Below are 18,219 nucleotides of genomic sequence, written 5' to 3' on the forward strand. Positions count from 1 at the left end.
CGTCATGTTAATCGAACAAATCATGAATACGACGTGCATCACGATGCAACCGACGAATTCCATCGCGCATGCGGTCGAACTCATGCAACGTCATCAGATTCGTCATGTTCTTGTCGTCAATGCCCGCCATGAACTCGTCGGTCTTGTCGGACTAAAGGAAATTCAAAGCGCAAGTAGTATCTTTCATCCGGATACGGCAAAACAAGACCTACAGTATCCGGTCTCAAGCATCATGATTGAAAGTCCTGTCACGGCTCACCCGCTCGATTTTCTCGAAGATGCGGCTGTGCTGTTTTATGAATATCGATTGACGTGTCTGCCAATCGTCCGCGGTCGACGCCTTGTCGGTGTCGTCACGGAAACGGATTTGTTGCGGACATTCGTTCAATTGACGGGTGCACTCGAACCAAGTTCTCAAATCGAAATCCGTGTTGAGAACACTGCTGGAACATTAGCAAAGATTGCCGCACTGCTTGCCAAAACGAATATCAATATCTTAAATGTACTCGTATATCCAACAGACGATCCGTATGTCCGGATCGTTGCGTTTCGCGTCCAGACGATGAATCCGATTCGGATCATCGAAAAGTTGCGCAAAGAAGGATTCGATGTACTTGGACCGGATGTGAGCAGATGAAGGATTTTGCCTATCTGTACAGTCCTGAAGAGGCGACTTATCGGTTTTCGGAGACACATCCATTCAATCCGATTCGCCTCGAATTAACGGTTTCTTTGCTTGAAGCGATGCATCAATTAGATGACATTCCTTGTATCGCGCCACGTCATGCGACTGATGAAGAATTGTCACTCGTTCATGATCAGGATTATATTGCTGCCGTCAAAGCCGCCGGGACCGGAGCATTAACGCCTCTGAAGGCACAGATGTATGGTCTTGGGACAGAAGACACCCCTTTGTTCCAGGGGATGCATTCGGGCGCTTCTCTCCTTGTCGGCGGCACGATCGAAGCATGTGACCTCGTCTTATCTGGTCAATATAAACGGACCTTTCATATCGGTGGCGGATTGCATCACGGATTCCGTGGGCGTGCCTCTGGTTTTTGTGTCTATAACGATACCGCTGTCGCCATGGCAGCCATGATTGAAAAATATCACTGTAAAATTCTTTATGTCGATACGGACGCTCATCATGGCGATGGAGTACAATGGGCCTTTTATAATCGAAAGGACGTCATGACATTGTCTCTCCATGAGACGGGTCGCTACTTGTTTCCAGGAACGGGAATGGTGACGGAACGAGGGTCTGAAGAAGGATATGGATTTAGCTGGAACGTGCCACTGGACGCCTTTACGGAAGATGATTCGTTTTTACTCGCTTATGAGACGGCACTCTTTGAAGCCTGTGAATTGTTCCAACCGGATCTCATCATTACGCAAAATGGTGCCGATGCACACGCGCTTGATCCATTGACTCATTTATCCTTAACGATGAAAAGTTATGAGCAGATCCCTCAAATCGCCCTCGCTGCAGCAAATAAATATACGAATGGAAAAATCGTTGCTTTAGGAGGCGGTGGCTATGACTGGTATCGTGTCGTCCCCCGCGCGTGGAGTCAAGTTTTTGCTGCCATGACCGGACAAGCTCCGTTTCGTGGAGAGATTCCTACTTCATGGCAAGAACGTTGGAGTGGACAAGAAACACCCCCACCAACACACTGGCATGATCCATCCCCACTCTATCCCGCCATTCCGCGACGACCTGAAATCGAAGAAAAAAATTGGGAAACCGTCAAACGACTGATTTGGCCGTTTGTGAGCGATGAGCGTAAGAAGCAATTGACTGCGACTTCCCCCTACTCCGTTGATTAATCGACTTTATATCTTCACATTTATTTCGTTCGGAGTTCACAACTTGTTGCTATACTAAATATGGAATTTTTACTTAGTAAATGAATAATAGTTGGGGGAATCATCATGAAAAAGGCATGGCTTTATTCCGGTCTTATTCTGTCGACGGGGATCGTACTCGCAGGGTGTGGCAATGAAAAACAGGCAATGGATCACGATAACATGCAAGGGTCAGGAAAACCGACGGTCGAGGTCAACGTCAATGTTCCGGCCAAGACAATGGAAGAAGATAAAGTTGTTTTTAAAGCGTCAGCTGTCGAACAAAAGAAACCAGTCAATCTTGAGGACGTGACATTTGAAGTTTGGGAAGCCGGAAAACAAGACGGTGCCCATCAAAAGTTCAAGGCAACCTTGAAAAAGACGGGTTCTTATCAAGCAGAAGCTAAGCTTGCTGAAGGTGAGTATGAAGGACTGTATCATATCAATGATAAAAAAGGACTCCATCATATGGATAAGATCTCATTCGTCGTCATGGATCATTCACATGAAAAAGAGGAAGCATCGCACGAGCATGGACATGATCACGAAGCCGTCGACGGTCTGTCTGTCCATTACATGGGCGCAACAAAAGCGAAAGCTGGTGCTGAACTTCCCGTCTCCTTTCATGTTTTCCTCGATGGGAAACCGCTAAAAGCGAACGTACAAGTGGAAGTCATTGAAACGGGCATTGAAAAGCATAACTACGTTCCTCTAGAAAAAAAGGGCGATGCCTACAGCGGGAAAGTGACATTGACTGCACCTGGTCAGACGACGGTTCGACTCCATGTCGAAAATGACCAACTCCACCATCACCAAGATGAACTTATTACCGTCGCGAAATAAAAAACGTCTCTTTTTTCAAGCAGCTTGCTTGAGAGAAGAGACGTTTTTTCGATTAAGGACGTGTCGAATCCCGTTGTTCGATCCGGTGTGGTAACGTGACATCGTTCGTTTCAATTTCTTCTTTGTTCAAGATTTTCGTCAATAGACGCATCGAGACTGCTCCGATATCATACATCGGTTGAACGACAGTCGTCAGTTTCGGACGAATCATCGTCGCAAGACGTGTGTTATCGTGTCCGATGACTTCGAAGTCTTCCGGTACACGGTGTCCAGCATCCTGTAAGGCATGGATGACACCAAGAGCCATCTCATCCGTTCCAGCAAAAATCGCGCGTGGGCAATCTTCTCCAAGTTCAAGCAATTGATTCATCGCCTTCATTCCTGAATCATACGTATAGTTTCCAAGGACGACATTTTGCTCGTTAAACGGAAGATTTGCTTCTTCGAGTGCTCGGCGATAACCCGCAAATTTCTTTTCACCATTGATTTGCTGTTCGAGTGGTCCAGTGATGAATCCAATCCGTTCATGTCCACGGTCGATCAAAGACTTAACAGCATCGTGCGCAGCACTCTCATAATCGATGTTGACGGCAGGAAGATCATAATCTTGATTCAACGTCGCAGCAAGAACGATCGGAACTGGTGATGTTTTGAACTCACGAACGAGATCCTCATGCAAACGTCCGCCCATGAAGATGATTCCATCCACCTGTTTTCCGAGTAATGTATTGAGCAAATGAATCTCTTTTTCCCGATTTTGGTCGGAGTTACATAAAATGATGTTATATTTATACATTGTCGCGACGTCCTCAATCCCGCGTGCTAAATCCGCAAAGAAGATGTTCGAGATATCGGGCACGATGACACCGACCGTCGTTGTTTTTTTACTTGCCAGTCCACGGGCAACAGCGTTCGGACGATAACCAAGCTGTTCGATTGCGTCTTGGACCTTCTTTCGTGTAGATGGTTTGACATTCGGGTTTCCGTTGACGACACGCGATACAGTCGCCATCGAAACAGCAGCCTCTCGCGCGACATCGTAAATCGTAATATTACTATTCAAAACAAATTCCTCCTTTAGTATGATCCATCTCAAGTGTTTTCATTTCGTTTTCATTTTTAGGCAACACGAAAGGAAGACAGGAAAAGATAGTTTTCTTTTCCCATTCTTCCTTCATTGTAAAACGTTTTCATTCGCTTTAGGTTACCCTTTTTCGGAAATCATTGAACGTTTAGTGCCGGAAAGGTAGTCGTCAAGTTTTCGATGAACGTATCGAATTCTTGGAAATCGAGTTGTTGGTTCGCATCAGACAACGCAAGTGCTGGGAACGGATGGACTTCGACCATGACAGCGTCTGCTCCAATCGCGTATGCCGCTTTTGCTGTTGGCAAGAGTAAATCCTTACGTCCTGTCGAGTGCGTGACATCGACCATGACAGGGAGATGCGTCTCTTGCTTCAGAATCGGAACTGCTGAGATATCAAGCGTGTTCCGTGTTGCACGTTCATACGTCCGAATACCACGCTCACATAAGATGACTTGATCGTTACCACTCGCCATGATGTACTCAGCCGCGTACATGAATTCCTCGAGTGTTGCAGAAAGACCTCGTTTTAAAAGAACCGGTTTATTCGTACGACCGACTTCCTTGAGTAAATCGAAGTTTTGCATATTGCGTGCGCCGACCTGGATGATGTCGACATATGGTAAAGCAGATTCAACGGCGCTCGGTGTCATGATTTCAGTGATGACATGCAAACCGTGCGCGTCCGCTGCTTTTTTCAACATCTTTAGACCTTCGAGTCCTAGACCTTGGAAGTCGTAAGGCGATGTACGTGGTTTGTACGCTCCGCCTCGCATGAACTTCACGCCATGTTTCGCGAGCTGTTCCGCGACCTCAAATACTTGTTCTTCGCTCTCGACCGCACACGGTCCAGCGATCAATTGTTGTGAACCGTCTCCGATGACGGCATCTCCGATCCGGATGATCGTATTCGTCGGTTTTTGTTTCCTTGATACGAGTAATTTCCGAGTCCGATCTTCTCCTTGTAATTCGAGAGAAGCTTTGAAAATTTCTTTAAATACATGCTGAAGGCGTCCTGTTTCAAAAGGTCCATGGTTATTAGCGGCAATTGATTCGAGCATTTGACGTTCTCGAACAGGGTCGTATCGATCAAGCCCTTGTGCTCGTTTGACTTTTCCGATTTCAACGGCAATTTGACCTCGTCTGTTCATCAATTCCAATAATTCTGCATTCACTAAATCGAGTTCATCACGTAATCTTTTTAATTCTGCATGTTGATCCATGTCCTACCACTCCCTAATCAGCATATAGCTCGTAATAGCAACTAATTATAGCGAACTCTTTCCCTGTTGTACATAAAGAAGCTGCATGATTTCTTAAAATATGAAAATAAATTACGTTTTTTCATATAATTTTTTTGTGTTTTCTCTATAAGGAAACACAGAAAAAGAGCCCTCGTGATGAGAGCTCCTCATGTATTGATTATTTCTTATGGTTCACATCAGACTGCGGATCATTGTCTTCCTCTTGTTCGTCCGCTAACTGTTCACGTAACTCCGAAAGTTCAACGACCGTCTCCGTGTCGATCTCTTCTGCAACAGACGCCCCATCCACTTCGTCGCCGATTTCACGTTCGATGTCACGTACGAGTTGCTCCGCTTCTGCGAGAGCAGCATCAATGCTTGCTTGATCCTTCTCAAAGCCCGCATATTGTGCCGCTTCTTGAACCGTTGAATTATTCTTCGCTTTTTCAATGACAGGTGCTGCCTTATCTTTCGCTAGTTGAATCCACTCACCTACGAGTGGCTCCGCTTTTTCACGGACAACTTGTGTCTGTTCCGTCAAACGTTGACGTGCAGGCGCCGTACGCTCGTCAATCAGATTGCGTACTTCACGACCTGATTTTGGGCTAGAAAGGAGAGCTGCCGCAGCACCAATCAATCCACCAACGATGACTCCGGCAAGGAAGCCTCCTCCTTTAGAAGAATCTTGTGCTTGATATGGGTGTTGTTTCGTCATGATTTACGATCTCCCTTCAACTCATCTGGAATGCTTTCAACGTCCGGTACTGACACGACTTCCGGTGTGACCGGCGCCTCTGCCTTTTTCCGGAATCGACGACGTGGCTTTTTCTCAACCGTCGTCGTTGCCGTCGAATGATTTTGAACCGTAGTCTCTGCCGGTTTATTTTTCTTAAATAACTCTACAGCGACTGAGCCCCAACGGACTGCTTGCGCAATCTGTTCTTTATTCGTATCCGCTGCACCAGCAACCGTATCGGATACTGTCCGGACAGAATCTGTCACTTTGTTTAAAGACGTACCGAGTTCTTCGATCGAGTTTGCGACAGGTGCAAGCAATTCTGTTTTTTCTTCAATCGTATCGACCAGACGATTCGTCTTATGTAACAACGCTGTCGTCTCCATCATGATACCGTCTAATTGACGTTCAAGTCCTGCTGTCGTGTTGGCTACATTGTTGAGCGTCTTACTCGCAGCACCTAATACACGGGCAAGGAAAATGACGAGCACTACGAATGCGATCGCAGCGACTAATCCGGCGATTCCGCCTAATGTGATTTCCATGGTTCTTGCCTCCAATTTTTTTGCATAGTCTTTTGTTGTTAGTTCGACATGTAGCAAGTCGTTCCTGCTACTCCAAATGGTTTATTTCCGTTACAATGATAAATGAAACCTACATAATCCATTTCGAGGGGGAAATTTCATGCGTGACCCACGTCTTACTCAACTGGCAACGAATCTCATTAACTATTCGGTTGCCCTTGAACCTGGTGAAAAAGTATTGATTGAAAACTTCGGCATCGAACGCGAACTGGTCGAGGCACTCGTTGAAGCTGCCTACGCGGCTGGCGGACATCCGTTCGTTTTACTTAAGGATAATCGTATCCTACGAAAATTATACCGAAATGCTTCAGAAGAGCAACTCCAATTGATGGCAGACATCGAACGCAAGCAAATGCAAGCGATGGACGCATACATCGGACTACGTGCTGGTGATAACATCAATGAATTGTCAGATGTGCCGGCTGAACAGATGAAACTTTACGGTCAAACGATCGGTAAGATGCACACACAAGATCGTGTCAAAGGAACGAAATGGGTCGTACTTCGTTTCCCAACTGCATCGATGGCGCAACTTGCGAATCAATCGACAGAAGCATTCGAAGACTTCTACTTCGATGTCTGCACGCTTGATTATGAAAAAATGGGACAAGCGATGGAACCACTCGTCGACTTGATGAACCGGACGGATCGTGTTCGTCTCGTCGGACCAGGAACGGATCTAACGTTTTCAATCAAAGACATCCCAGCCATCAAATGCGCCGGAAATGCTAACATTCCAGACGGTGAAGTTTTTACGGCACCCGTCAAGGATTCGGTCAACGGTGTCATCTCATATAACACACCATCTCCGTATCAAGGGTTCACGTTTGAAAACGTCAAACTGACGTTCAAAGATGGTAAAATCGTCGAAGCGACGGCGAACGATACGGATCGGATCAACCAAGTCTTCGATACAGATGCTGGTTCTCGTTTTGTCGGCGAATTCGCGATCGGCGTCAATCCCTTCATCCAGCATCCAATGAAGGATATTCTATTCGATGAAAAAATCGATGGCAGCTTCCACTTCACACCAGGTCAAGCTTACGAAGAAGCCTACAACGGTAATGACTCATCCGTTCACTGGGATCTCGTCAACATCCAACGTCCTGATTACGGTGGTGGAGAAATCTGGTTCGACGACGTATTGATCCGTAAAGACGGTCGTTTCGTTCTTCCAGAACTTGAAGTCCTCAATCCTGAAAACCTGAAATAAGAAAAAGCGGATGGCTCGTCCTTCATTAGGACGGGGTCATCCGTTTCTTTATCTTATTTTTTCAATGTCGCACGAAGCATCCAAATTTGTTTTTCGATTTCCTTCGCTTGACCAAGTAGATCATCTTCAACCGTCACGTCTTGTGCCTCAAGATGTTCAATCGCATCGAGCATCTCTTTTCGGACTTGTTGGAAGTCTTTGATGACAGAATCAATCATCTCATCTGCCGATAATCCCGATTTCGCTTCTTCAAGCGTTGTTTGCTCTAAATACTCTTTTAGTGTCGCAGAAGGTGTTCCGTTATTCATCAGGAGACGTTCTGCAACGACATCATATTGTTCAGACACCCATGTATAAAGTTCTTCAAGCTTCTCGTGAAGCGTTAAGAAGTCTGGTCCTTTAATGTACCAATGATAATTGTGGAGTTTGACGAACAGTACCCCATAGTTTGCTACCTGTTGATTCAAAGCTGATTTTGCATGATTACTAATCATCTGATATTCCCCTTTCCTGATTTCAAATGACGTTCTATTTCATCTTTATCCTTAAATAACAAAGAATAAACATCATTCTCAGGAAAAGTGCTCTATCGAGGACGCTTTAATCCTTTCAACATATATCCACCTTTGAAGTCGACGGAATCAAATGCGACGAGGAATGCTTTCGGTTCGTATTCTTCAACGAGATTACGAAGCACTTTCATACGTGTTCGAGCCGCGAGCACATCTAACCGGTAACGGACACCGTCTCGTCCTTGACCTTGATAATGTGTTACGCCAAAACCATTATCGCGAATGACTTGAATCAGTTCCGCTGGAAATTCTTGCGTATGCACTTGAATCATATTGTAACCGATGGCGAGTTTTCGCTCGACATATCCACCGACGAGTATTCCTAGACCAAATCCAAGCGCATAAACGACCATACCGAGTGTCGTTAAGTCTTGGAACACGATTCCTAATGCAAAAATGTAAATCAATGTTTCAACCGTTCCAAATAATCCGGCAATGACGGTCCGCCCTTTGACGAGCATAATCGTCCGTAATGTCAAAACAGGAACGTAAATCAACTGGAGCAATAAGATGAGTAAAATCTGTCCCATGGTGTCTTTCCTTTCTGTTAATAACTTCAACACATACACACTATTTCAAACTTTTTTTCAAGATGCAATCCTATTTTAGATTTTCCTCATCGGTTTTTTGAAATTACTATCATAATTCAAAAATACGACAAAAAAACGCCACTCCGGTCGAGTGACGCTTTTTGATCTGTTGCTTATTTTACGCTTTGATACTGATGCTGATACGTCTGGATATCGCCTGCTCCCATGAACAGAAGCACAGCATTTTCATGCTGACGTAGAACAGACACGTTATCGCGCGTCAGAATAGAAGCTTGCGGGATTTTCTCCTGCAGATCTTCGACGCGAACTTGCCCTTCCTGCTCACGTGCCGATCCAAAGATTTCGCATAGATATGTCGCATCTGCTTCACGTAAAGAAGTCGCGAAATCATCCATGAATGATTTCAAGCGTGTGTACGTATGCGGTTGGAAAATCGCAATGACTTCGCGGTCCGGATATTTCTTCCGTGCCGACTCAATCGTCGCGCTGATTTCCTTCGGATGGTGCGCGTAGTCATCTACTAGGATTTGTGTGCCGAATTCCGACTCACTGAAGCGACGTTTTACACCACCAAATGTGGCTAAACGTTCAGCAACGTCGTCTTTGCTCAATCCTTCGTACTGACAGATCGCAATGACAGAGAGTGCATTCAAGACATGATGACGACCGAATCCTGGAATGAGGAACGTGCCGTAGAAATCATCACGTAAATAAACATCAAATGATGTACCATCTGGCGTTGACGTCGCGTTTTCCGCGCGGAAATCATTGTTTTCTCCAAATCCATAATAGAGAACAGGTACATTCGCTTGAATGTTTTGAAGATGCTCATCATCTCCACAAGCAACGATCGCTTGCTTAACCTGCATCGCCATTTCTTGGAATGCCGAAACGACGTCATCGATTCCTGTGAAATAATCCGAATGATCGAAGTCGATATTCGTCATGATAGCGTAGTCCGGCTTGTAATATAAGAAGTGACGTTTGTATTCACATGCCTCGAAGACGAATGCTTTCGCATCCTCTACTCCTGCCCCTGTCCCGTCTCCGATCAAGAAAGCTGTCGGCGTGATACCGCTCAAGACGTGTGAAAGCAAACCTGTCGTCGACGTTTTTCCGTGTGAGCCTGTAATGGCGACCGAACGATATTCATTTGCTAGGTGTCCTAAGAAATCGTAATAATGATGGATGGTTAAACCAAGTTCATTTGCCCGTGCGATTTCTGGATGATCATCTCCAAAAGCATTCCCTTGGATGATGACATAATCTTCTTTGATGTTATCCGCATTGAACGGGAAAAATGGAATTCCCTTAGCCCGTAACGCGTCTTCAGTAAAAATGTGCTTTTCGATGTCTGAACCTTGCACCTCATGATTCATCTCATGTAGTACTTGGGCGAGCGCACTCATCCCTGTTCCTTTGATTCCAACAAAATGATACTTTGTCATATAAAAGCCCTCCAATTCACGTTCCGGTCCGTACCATCGGGCTCGGGTACAAAACCTGTACCATTATAGCAAACCGATTTATTTTTTACCATGTAAATTATTTTGTTCTCGACGTGCGCGATACATCGCCATCAAGTCTTTCGTCGTCATGACGACGTTAACAGGCGGTCCGACCGGTTTTTTCACTTCCGACTGAACAGGCTTATCCACCTCAGTAACAGATGGATCTTGATCTACTTCAATAGCAGATGGATCAAAAGTCGGTGCGAAGCTCTCCGCTTGTTGCTCAGCTTCTTTTTCATCAGCAGACTCTTCACTTGATGTCTCTGTCGGAACAACTAATTGTTCCGCCGTCTCACTGTTGGAAGATGTTTCAGTTCCGTCCGTTTCTTCTACTTCGGTTACGGTCGGCACTTCTTCTCTTACGAGCTCTTCACTTGTGTGAGGTTCCGGTACAAGTAATTCGACGTCCGTCACCGGTACAAGACCAGCATTCGCTTCGTCTGATACGACTTCTGTCGGATCAGCTGATTGTTCCATCGTCTCACTGTTGGAAGATGTTTCAGTTACGTCCGTTTCTTCTACTTCGGTTACAGTCGGTACTTCTTCTCTCACGAGTTCTTCACTTGTGTGAGGTTCCGGTACGAGTAATTCGACGTCCGTCACCGGTACAAGACCAGCATCTGCTTCCGCTTCTTCTAATACGACTTCTGGCGCGATCAGTTCTTGATCCGTCAAAGCAACCTCATCAGTATTTCCCTCTTCGACTGTTTCCGAAACCTGCTCACTCATTTCCGTTTCTTCCGCAGCTTTTACGGTTTCCGATGCAGATTGCTTCGGACGTTGGAATCCATAAATCGGTGAAGGCACATCCGTTAAAACGAAGCGATCTTCACGCTCCTCTTTTTTCGGACGTTCTACCGGCTTTGTCTCACGTTCCCCTGCAAGCTCTCGACGAATCCGGGCAGCCTGCTCTTTTAGTGACTGTTCATAACGATTACTCATACGTTCACCCCTCCATCTTGTTAAAAAATCGGTCGAATCATCGACCGATTGAGAATGCTTCCCCTACTGCTTTTGTATCATCGAGTACAAGAATCCCTTTTTCTTGTGGTGCATCGACAAGTCCGAGCTCACGCGCTGAACAGAGCATACCGCTTGATGGTACGCCGCGTAACGCTGAAGGACGGATGATTAACCCAGACGGCATGACCGCTCCCGGTTTAGCAACGACTACTTTTTGACCCGCCGCTACATTCGGTGCTCCACAAACGATTTGTAAAGTTCCGTTATCTACTTCTACCTGACAGACCGATAATTTATCAGCATCCGGATGCTTCTCGCAAGAAGCAACGAACCCAACAACGAATTTCGGAGAATAATCCACTTGTTCGAGTGACAATTCGATATCTCGACTCGCCAGTTCCTTTTGGATGCGTGTTGCCAATTCTTCCGTCAATTCAACCGGTCCTTGTGTCTCGATCGTAAACGTAGTCGAAGCATCAAACAGGTTGTAACCGACGACACGATCACCATGCTTGATAGTTGCTACATCTCCTTCACGAGTCGCTGTCACTTCCGCACGTGGTGCGTCTTCCAAAATGATCATTAAGACGTCGCCGACGCCCTCTTTATTATAAAACACATTCATTCAATCCATGACTCCCTTCCGTCTTTCTCACAATGCCTATTGTATCAGATTCTTCACTCTTTCGGCTGCTTGTTTTTCGCAAGGACGAAGACCGGCTCCAGATTGCCATTTTCATATAAGAATGGCAGTGCCGTGACCGGTACACGACCGTTCGAGAAGAAGTCAAACATCAATTGCTGTAAGACATCATATCCGGCGTCATTCCGAATATCAGCGAAAATCAGGACATCCTGATGCGGAATTCCGACTGCGAATTCTCCTTCGATTTGCGCCGCATAATCGGCTAATAAAGTCTTGTTCAAAACACGACTCGCCTCATATCCGTCGCCGAGACTCAAGAAATAAAAGATATTCCCTGCGACTTCGTCTTGTTTAAATGGCGCTTCAAGCGATTTCACATTAAAACGCGCTGCTTCTGATAACTGTTCAGCTGTCCATTCAGCAGACGCCAGTAACTCCTCATCAATCAAACGATACGTCGCCCCTAAATCAAGTGCGTACATGATTTTCGTCTCACCCGTATGTGGTGTACTGACGAGCGTCTTCCCTTCTTTTGTCGTATCGGCAAACGATTTAGCGCGAATGACAGGAAAGATTTTTTGTTCTTGTCCAACGAGTGAGATTTGATCCGTTTGTCCGAGTACAGCACGGATATATTCGATCGTCTCTTCGACTGCGATGACACCTCTTCGTTTTGCTTTTGCGACAAGCGGATTCAATCCGACATCAACGCCTGATTTATCGTGCTTTCGCTCAATTCGTAATACAGACTTTTCACGATCGAAATATGTCGTGTACCCTTCTTCTTCAAATGTTTGTGTCATCATTCTTCGGATTTGTTGTAGTTCCATTCGAATTCATCCTTTCTATCATGAAAAAAAGCGAGTCAGCGCTCGCTTTTTTCTTAAACCGTCTCTAAAAATGCTGTCACCTGTTCTGGTGTCTTCCGCTCTTTCCCGACATAACGCCCTGTCTCTTCACCATCGCGGAATGCAACAAAACTCGGAATTCCGAAGATGTCCATTTCCTGGGCAATTTCAATATGATCGTCGCGATCGACGTAGTAAAACTCGAAGCCGTTAAATGTTTGCTCGATTTCCGGCATGAACGGATCTAAGAAGCGGCAATCCGGGCACCAGTTTGCTGAGAATAAAAAGACGGCATTTCCTTGTTTTGCTGTATCGAATTCTTGTTTGGATTGTAATGTTTTCATGATGATTTCCTCCTTTGATTTCCATAGAAGTCATTGCCCTCATCATAGCATATTCAATTGTGGCTGTGCGTTTTCGTGCTTGGTTTGCTATACTGCAACTAGAAAACACCTGGAAAGGACTTCACTATGGCAGATCAACCAATCAAACATCCGTTCGAACGCTTCGTCGGCTTCGTTGGCATGACGAGTTGTTTACGTTACGGCTATTCCTTCATTGATTCCGAACGAAGCTTACCCGAAATCTTTTTGTATTTGGTCGTCGGTTTTGCGATCATCATTTTACTCGAAGCACTCGGAAAACGACTCGCTCGAAAATTGCCTGTCGTACGCATGCGGTATTTGACTCCACTTTACCTCATTTACCTCTACGTTTTCTTTACGAGTTTTTATTCAAGTTCATTCGGATTCTCTTTATGAAAAAAGCTGATTCAAAAAGTCATATGCTTGTTCGTCCACCATCCGGTCAAACAGGCGTATCCTTTAGAATCAGCTTTTTGTATTTAATATTCGATTTTTAAATCGCCATCTTGAATCCGACCGAGACGTCGTAATATGCGATAAATGAAATAACTGATGATGCCGGGCGCAAGGAAACAGAGGACAGCGACTGCTAGGTAATACTCCATTTCGAACCCCATCGTTTTTAATAACATCAATGGACCAACGAATCCGCTCGTACCCATACCAGAACCTTCCGGATTGCTCTCAAGCATTAATAGAACAGTCGCAAATGGCGCTAGGATTGCACCGGCTACAGTTGGTGGTAGAAGAATCCAAGGATTTCGAATGATATTCCCTACTTGTAACATCGATGTTCCAATCCCTTGAGCAACCACACCACCGATTCCGTTATCACGGTAACTGATGACGCCAAACCCAATCATCTGTGCCGCACAACCGATCGTCGCTGCCCCTGCAGCAAGTCCATCCAAACCAAGCATGATTCCAAGCGCAGCACTCGAAATCGGCGCTGTCAATGCAAGACCCATGACGGTAGCAACGAAAATTCCCATGAATAATGGTTCGCGTTCCGTTCCCCAACGAATCAACTCACCAAGATCCGTCATCCCTTTTCCAATCCACTTTCCTGCGTAACGTCCGGCAACGAATCCGGCTAGTAACGTAACGAACGGCGTCAATAAAATATCGAGTCGCGTCGTCTTTGAAACGAGTTTTCCAACCTCTGTCGCAAGAAGTGTTGCAATGTAGCTACCTGCTGGTCCTCCTGCTTCATATCCGAACGCACCAACGGCAACTGCTGCGAACAAGATCAGCGGTGGTGCCTCAAGTGCAAACGCTACAGCCACACCGATTGCTGGCCCAGTCAGTGCGATCGCCTGCTCTCCTAACTGAATGAGGAACTTCGCCTCTACACCACGATCGACCAGTCCCTCACCAATCGTTCGGATGACGAGACCCATGATCAACGAACTAAACAAACCAAGTGCCATATAACTTAATACGGTGATGAAATATACTTTAGGGCTAAGTGAGATCCCTTTTTGTTTGAACATCTTGTCACGTCCTTTTCTTAACATCGCGTATCATTATATCAAATCTCCTTTCTATCCGACTACATTGTTTTTCCAACTGACAAGACAGTTCATGCTTACGTCGTTCTTATTAAACAAAAACAGACAGCGGATTCACATCCACTGTCTGTCATGTCATTCACTTGACTTGTAGCGTCGCGAGTGTCGTCGTATCGAGGTTCGTGACGAGTTTCCGAAGCAATTCCTTCGCCGCATCATAATCATCTGTATGCATGATCGATGCATGCGTATGGATGTAGCGTGCTGGTAAACCAACGACTGTCGTTGGAATCCCATTATTCGAACGATGGATGACACCACCATCGGTTCCACCTGCACCGACATAATATTGGTACGGAATCTTGTTCGATTCTGCCGTATCGAGGACGTAATCCGTCATCTCTTTTGAGAGGATCATGACACTGTCTTTAATTCGAAGCAATGGTCCTTGTCCGAGTTGACCAAATTCCGTTTTGTCTCCTGATGCATCATTGGCAGGAGAAGCGTCGACGACGAACGCGACGTCGGGATCGATGAGTGCCGTCGCTGTTTGCGCACCGCGCAATCCAACTTCTTCTTGAACCGTTGCACCCGAGAACAAAATGTTCGGATGATCCGCCGCTGTCGTCTCTTCCAACAATTCAATCGCCATTCCGACACCATAGCGGTTATCCCATGCTTTCGCCATGATCTTCTTCGGATTCGCCATCGGTGTGAACGGGAAGAATGGTACGGCAGGAATACCTGGACGTACTCCAAACGATTCTGCCTCTTCTTTTGAGTCTGCACCGATATCGATGAACATGTCTTTGATCGCCATTGGCTTATTGCGCACTTCTTCTGTCAATAAGTGTGGTGGAATCGATGCGATGACACCAGGGATGACACCGTTGTCCGTACAGATCGAGAAGCGTTGCGCAAGCAACACTTGGCTCCACCAGCCACCGAGCGGTTGAATCCGCAACATTCCGTTCTTCGTGATTTGCGTCACCATGAATGCCACTTCGTCCATGTGCCCGGCAACCATGACTTTCGGCCCTGTCGCATCGCCTGTTCGTTTTCCAAAAATCGAACCAAGCCCATCCGTAACGATCTCATCCGTGACAGGTGTGATGCGCTCGCGAACGAACTGACGAACGTCGTGCTCAAACCCCGGTGCCCCGTTCAATTCCGTCAGTGTTCGAAATAACTCTCTCGTTTTTTCATTCATATGTATCGCCTCCTGCTTCTCATTATACAAAAAATTGCTTCTATCACTTAACCTTTTGTTTCTCTCTGAACGAATTATTTGGTACAGTAGGAATAGAACCTGTAAGGAGGGGAATTTTAATGAAAAAACGCTATTGGATTATCGGATTGGCAGCAGCTGTCGTCGCCGCTTTCACAGTGAAGAAAGCCGTTGATAACAAACAACTTTCTGCCGAGGAAGCGCTCGAAATCACGAAACGCACATTTTCAGCAAAAGGACGTGTCCAAGGTGCATGGATCTCTGCAACACCAGAGGCTTACGCATATGAGTCACGTGACTACCAAAGCTACAAAGGTGGCATCTCGGTCCTTGAAGGTGATGACGAAAAAACGTATCAATTCACAGTTGATGCCGAAACTGGCGCTTTACTCGAATACGCTTAATCAAAAGACCGTGCTTCGATCGACGAAGTACGGTCTTTTTTCCACGTTCATCTGAAGGAGGTATGATTCATGTCGATTCTTGCTACGCTGTTCGTTATCCTCGTTGCTTTGGAACACTTTTATATTTTAGCACTTGAAATGTTCTTTCTTTCTTCCAAAGCGGCTCGTCGAACGTTCGGTTTAACGGACGAAGCTGTTGCATCACAACAAATTCGGACACTTTTTGCGAATCAAGGCTTATATAATGGATTTTTAGCAGCCGGACTAGTATTTGGTCTGATTCGTCAGGATGTGGCTGTTCAATTGTTCTTTTTAGCATGTGTCATTATCGCTGCGCTTTATGGCGCCGTGACTGCCAATCGCTCCATTTTACTCAAACAAGGCTTGCCTGCCATACTTGCTTTCATCTTCGTGTTGCTTGCATGAGAAAAGCCTCTATCCGATCGGATAGAGGCTTTTTTTCTTAATTAACGCGGGTTGTCGTTGCGTTCGTAGATCGGGTTCATGTATTCCGTCGTCGAGTATAGACGTGGAACAACGATGTATAAGATGACCGCTGGTACAGCGATGATCAACAACATCAAGAGCATCGGTAACCAGTAGACGACTTTTTGTTGAAGATTATCCGAGTTACCGTCGATGTATTCTTTTACGCCATCAACTTTTGCAGCATCGGCACTCGTCAACAATTTACCGCTATCGGCATTGAAGAAGTGGATTTCACGTTTGATCGTGATGAAGATGCCGTCACGGACTGTCTCGATGACAGCGATTCCGCCAATGACTTCTTCTCCTTTTTCATTCGTGAACGTCTTCGGATCCTCGATTTCGACCGAACCTTTTTTATAATCGTAATGCGTCGTTGGTAATTCCTCATTTAATGCTTTCGTCATTTCTGAGGTATCAACCGCAGCAAGTACCGATTGACCGATACTTAATGCGAGAAAGAGCGCCGTTACGAAGGCTAAGCTTTTCTGCCACATCCCCAAATTCCCCCTTTACCTATAAGTACAAGTTCTTCAGTCAACAACATTGTACCAATTAATAAGAAAAAAGTGTGAAAGAAATACCAGGAAAATAAGAAAACTTTTTGTCTAAATTAATTTTGGTACGTTGCTTCCATCCGGTAAATCGGTTGACCCATTGATGAAAAACGCTCTTCGTACTCTGTTCGGACGTTATCTTCCGGTTCATTCGCATGTAAATCAAGTGACATCCAGTCGAAGCGCATGCCGTATGCTGACATCGTCATCAAACTCGATTCGAACAACTTCCGATTATCTGTCTTGAAGTGGATTTGACCTTTCGCCGGTAAAATATCTTCATATGTCGAGAGGAATGTTTTATACGTCAAGCGGCGTTTCGCATGACGTGTCTTTGGCCATGGATCAGAGAAGTTCAAGTACACGCGGGATACTTCACCTTTTTCAAAGTAATCACGTAGGTCTTTTGCATCGACCGTCAAGACGCGAACGTTCGATTGTGGTGTTTCGACCAATTTTTGAACGATCGTCACGGCAACGCTTTCGAATAGTTCGATCGCGATGAAGTTGATATCCGGGTGTTGGTGCGCCATTCCGGTAATGAAAGCTCCTTTCCCTGATCCCACTTCGATGTAGATCGGGTTATCATTCTTGAACTCGCTAGCCCATGCTCCTTTAAGAGATGCTGGTTCTGCTATATAGATCGAGGATTGTTCCTTCATATAATCCTGCGCCCATGGTTTATGTCGTAAACGCACTATCGTTCATCCTTTCCAAACTTAAATTATCCGCAGATAAGTTTATCATGATTCGGGTAATTATATAAGAACTTCTTCGTTTCCTATCGAAGAATGTTCAGCAGTTCGTCACTTGAGAAATAGTGAGCATTCTAATACACTTAAGGTACGTAAGAACCGAAAAGGAGGGCTATACTGTGGATGATTTCTTGATTAGTTGGGCATCTCCCATCGTTCTCGTCTTGGGAATCACTGCTTTGTTCGTCTGGGCGACTTTCGGAAAAGTCGACGTCGAATAAGGGCAATCTCTGTACCTTGTGTAATCATACACAAGGTACTTTTTTTTATTTT

The 18,219-nt window shown here is 45.5% G+C and carries 23 protein-coding genes; 8 read left to right on the top strand and 15 right to left on the bottom strand.

From position 1 onward, the window contains the following. Nucleotides 1–4: 4 nt before the first annotated feature. The 3 genes from KNQ08_RS08755 (at nt 5) to KNQ08_RS08765 (ending at nt 2,688) form a co-directional block, all read left to right on the top strand. Nucleotides 5–637: an acetoin utilization AcuB family protein gene (locus KNQ08_RS08755; protein WP_023469065.1), complete on the top strand. Its 633-nt coding sequence runs from the start codon at nt 5–7 to the stop codon at nt 635–637. After that, nucleotides 634–1,827, top strand: coding sequence for an acetoin utilization protein AcuC (locus KNQ08_RS08760; RefSeq protein WP_214805282.1), 1,194 nt, complete (start codon nt 634–636; stop codon nt 1,825–1,827). Before KNQ08_RS08755 ends, KNQ08_RS08760 begins: the two co-directional genes overlap by 4 nt. Before the next feature lie 105 nt (nt 1,828–1,932). Further along, complete coding sequence (locus KNQ08_RS08765) at nt 1,933–2,688, top strand: maltotransferase domain-containing protein (RefSeq protein WP_149427725.1); 756 nt, start codon at nt 1,933–1,935, stop codon at nt 2,686–2,688. A gap of 52 nt (nt 2,689–2,740) precedes the next feature. Here the strand turns inward: KNQ08_RS08765 and ccpA are convergent, their stop codons facing one another. The 4 genes from ccpA to KNQ08_RS08785 form a co-directional block, all read right to left on the bottom strand. After that, on the bottom strand, nt 2,741–3,751 hold the full coding sequence (gene ccpA, locus KNQ08_RS08770) for a catabolite control protein A (protein WP_023469068.1): 1,011 nt from the start codon (nt 3,749–3,751) through the stop codon (nt 2,741–2,743). 158 nt (nt 3,752–3,909) lie between these two features. Next, entirely contained in the window at nt 3,910–4,995 is a 1,086-nt protein-coding gene (locus KNQ08_RS08775) for a bifunctional 3-deoxy-7-phosphoheptulonate synthase/chorismate mutase (protein WP_023469069.1), read from the bottom strand. A 199-nt stretch (nt 4,996–5,194) separates the two neighbouring features. Next, complete coding sequence (locus KNQ08_RS08780) at nt 5,195–5,731, bottom strand: YtxH domain-containing protein (protein WP_064299494.1); 537 nt, start codon at nt 5,729–5,731, stop codon at nt 5,195–5,197. Then, complete coding sequence (locus tag KNQ08_RS08785) at nt 5,728–6,297, bottom strand: DUF948 domain-containing protein (protein ID WP_029342359.1); 570 nt, start codon at nt 6,295–6,297, stop codon at nt 5,728–5,730. Before KNQ08_RS08785 ends, KNQ08_RS08780 begins: the two co-directional genes overlap by 4 nt. A 139-nt stretch (nt 6,298–6,436) precedes the next feature. Here KNQ08_RS08785 and KNQ08_RS08790 point away from each other — a divergent pair, with 139 nt between their 5' ends. Next, a complete protein-coding gene (locus tag KNQ08_RS08790; RefSeq protein WP_029342360.1) occupies nt 6,437–7,549 on the top strand; it encodes an aminopeptidase in 1,113 nt (370 codons plus the stop codon). 53 nt (nt 7,550–7,602) lie between these two features. Here KNQ08_RS08790 and KNQ08_RS08795 read toward each other — a convergent pair whose 3' ends face one another. The 7 genes from KNQ08_RS08795 to KNQ08_RS08825 all read right to left on the bottom strand — a co-directional run bounded on the left by KNQ08_RS08795 (nt 7,603) and on the right by KNQ08_RS08825 (nt 12,984). Next, on the bottom strand, nt 7,603–8,043 hold the full coding sequence (locus KNQ08_RS08795) for a Dps family protein (protein ID WP_023469073.1): 441 nt from the start codon (nt 8,041–8,043) through the stop codon (nt 7,603–7,605). A 92-nt stretch (nt 8,044–8,135) separates the two neighbouring features. Then, nucleotides 8,136–8,651 carry a DUF2179 domain-containing protein gene (locus tag KNQ08_RS08800; protein ID WP_023469074.1) on the bottom strand — a complete coding sequence of 172 codons (516 nt, stop codon included), beginning with the start codon at nt 8,649–8,651 and terminating at the stop codon, nt 8,136–8,138. A gap of 173 nt (nt 8,652–8,824) precedes the next feature. Beyond that, a complete protein-coding gene (gene murC / locus KNQ08_RS08805) occupies nt 8,825–10,120 on the bottom strand; it encodes a UDP-N-acetylmuramate--L-alanine ligase (protein ID WP_023469075.1) in 1,296 nt (431 codons plus the stop codon). A 78-nt stretch (nt 10,121–10,198) separates the two neighbouring features. Then, the gene (locus tag KNQ08_RS08810) at nt 10,199–11,125 is read right to left on the bottom strand and encodes a hypothetical protein (protein ID WP_214771131.1); all 927 of its coding nucleotides are present in this window, start codon (nt 11,123–11,125) and stop codon (nt 10,199–10,201) included. A 37-nt stretch (nt 11,126–11,162) separates the two neighbouring features. After that, complete coding sequence (ytpR, locus tag KNQ08_RS08815; RefSeq protein WP_058264712.1) at nt 11,163–11,771, bottom strand: YtpR family tRNA-binding protein; 609 nt, start codon at nt 11,769–11,771, stop codon at nt 11,163–11,165. A gap of 53 nt (nt 11,772–11,824) precedes the next feature. Next, complete coding sequence (locus KNQ08_RS08820) at nt 11,825–12,622, bottom strand: DUF1444 domain-containing protein (protein ID WP_214771134.1); 798 nt, start codon at nt 12,620–12,622, stop codon at nt 11,825–11,827. Nucleotides 12,623–12,675: 53 nt separating this feature from the next. Beyond that, nucleotides 12,676–12,984 carry a thioredoxin family protein gene (locus KNQ08_RS08825; protein WP_023469079.1) on the bottom strand — a complete coding sequence of 103 codons (309 nt, stop codon included), beginning with the start codon at nt 12,982–12,984 and terminating at the stop codon, nt 12,676–12,678. A 126-nt stretch (nt 12,985–13,110) separates the two neighbouring features. On the opposite strand from KNQ08_RS08825, the gene KNQ08_RS08830 reads away from it, so the two are divergent. Next, entirely contained in the window at nt 13,111–13,401 is a 291-nt protein-coding gene (locus tag KNQ08_RS08830; RefSeq protein ID WP_023469080.1) for a hypothetical protein, read from the top strand. A gap of 83 nt (nt 13,402–13,484) precedes the next feature. Here KNQ08_RS08830 and KNQ08_RS08835 read toward each other — a convergent pair whose 3' ends face one another. Together KNQ08_RS08835 and KNQ08_RS08840 are read right to left on the bottom strand one after the other, a co-directional pair. Continuing rightward, on the bottom strand, nt 13,485–14,498 hold the full coding sequence (locus KNQ08_RS08835) for a PTS sugar transporter subunit IIC (RefSeq protein ID WP_214805284.1): 1,014 nt from the start codon (nt 14,496–14,498) through the stop codon (nt 13,485–13,487). 157 nt (nt 14,499–14,655) lie between these two features. Continuing rightward, the gene (locus tag KNQ08_RS08840) at nt 14,656–15,726 is read right to left on the bottom strand and encodes a M42 family metallopeptidase (protein ID WP_035396484.1); all 1,071 of its coding nucleotides are present in this window, start codon (nt 15,724–15,726) and stop codon (nt 14,656–14,658) included. Nucleotides 15,727–15,845: 119 nt separating this feature from the next. Here KNQ08_RS08840 and KNQ08_RS08845 point away from each other — a divergent pair, with 119 nt between their 5' ends. Then, nucleotides 15,846–16,148, top strand: coding sequence for a PepSY domain-containing protein (locus tag KNQ08_RS08845; protein WP_214805286.1), 303 nt, complete (start codon nt 15,846–15,848; stop codon nt 16,146–16,148). A gap of 69 nt (nt 16,149–16,217) precedes the next feature. Beyond that, nucleotides 16,218–16,574, top strand: coding sequence for a DUF1304 domain-containing protein (locus tag KNQ08_RS08850; protein WP_058264707.1), 357 nt, complete (start codon nt 16,218–16,220; stop codon nt 16,572–16,574). 41 nt (nt 16,575–16,615) lie between these two features. On the opposite strand, the gene KNQ08_RS08855 is transcribed toward KNQ08_RS08850, so the two are convergent. Then, complete coding sequence (locus KNQ08_RS08855; RefSeq protein ID WP_058703918.1) at nt 16,616–17,131, bottom strand: hypothetical protein; 516 nt, start codon at nt 17,129–17,131, stop codon at nt 16,616–16,618. 116 nt (nt 17,132–17,247) lie between these two features. Further along, entirely contained in the window at nt 17,248–17,889 is a 642-nt protein-coding gene (trmB, locus tag KNQ08_RS08860) for a tRNA (guanosine(46)-N7)-methyltransferase TrmB (RefSeq protein ID WP_023469086.1), read from the bottom strand. A gap of 176 nt (nt 17,890–18,065) precedes the next feature. Between trmB and cydS the strand changes: the two genes are divergently transcribed. After that, nucleotides 18,066–18,167: a cytochrome bd oxidase small subunit CydS family protein gene (cydS, locus tag KNQ08_RS17065; protein WP_023469087.1), complete on the top strand. Its 102-nt coding sequence runs from the start codon at nt 18,066–18,068 to the stop codon at nt 18,165–18,167. Nucleotides 18,168–18,219: the final 52 nt, after the last annotated feature.

The organism is Exiguobacterium sp. s46, from assembly GCF_018618875.1.
GTDB classification, from domain to species: Bacteria; Bacillota; Bacilli; order Exiguobacteriales; family Exiguobacteriaceae; genus Exiguobacterium_A; species Exiguobacterium_A abrahamii.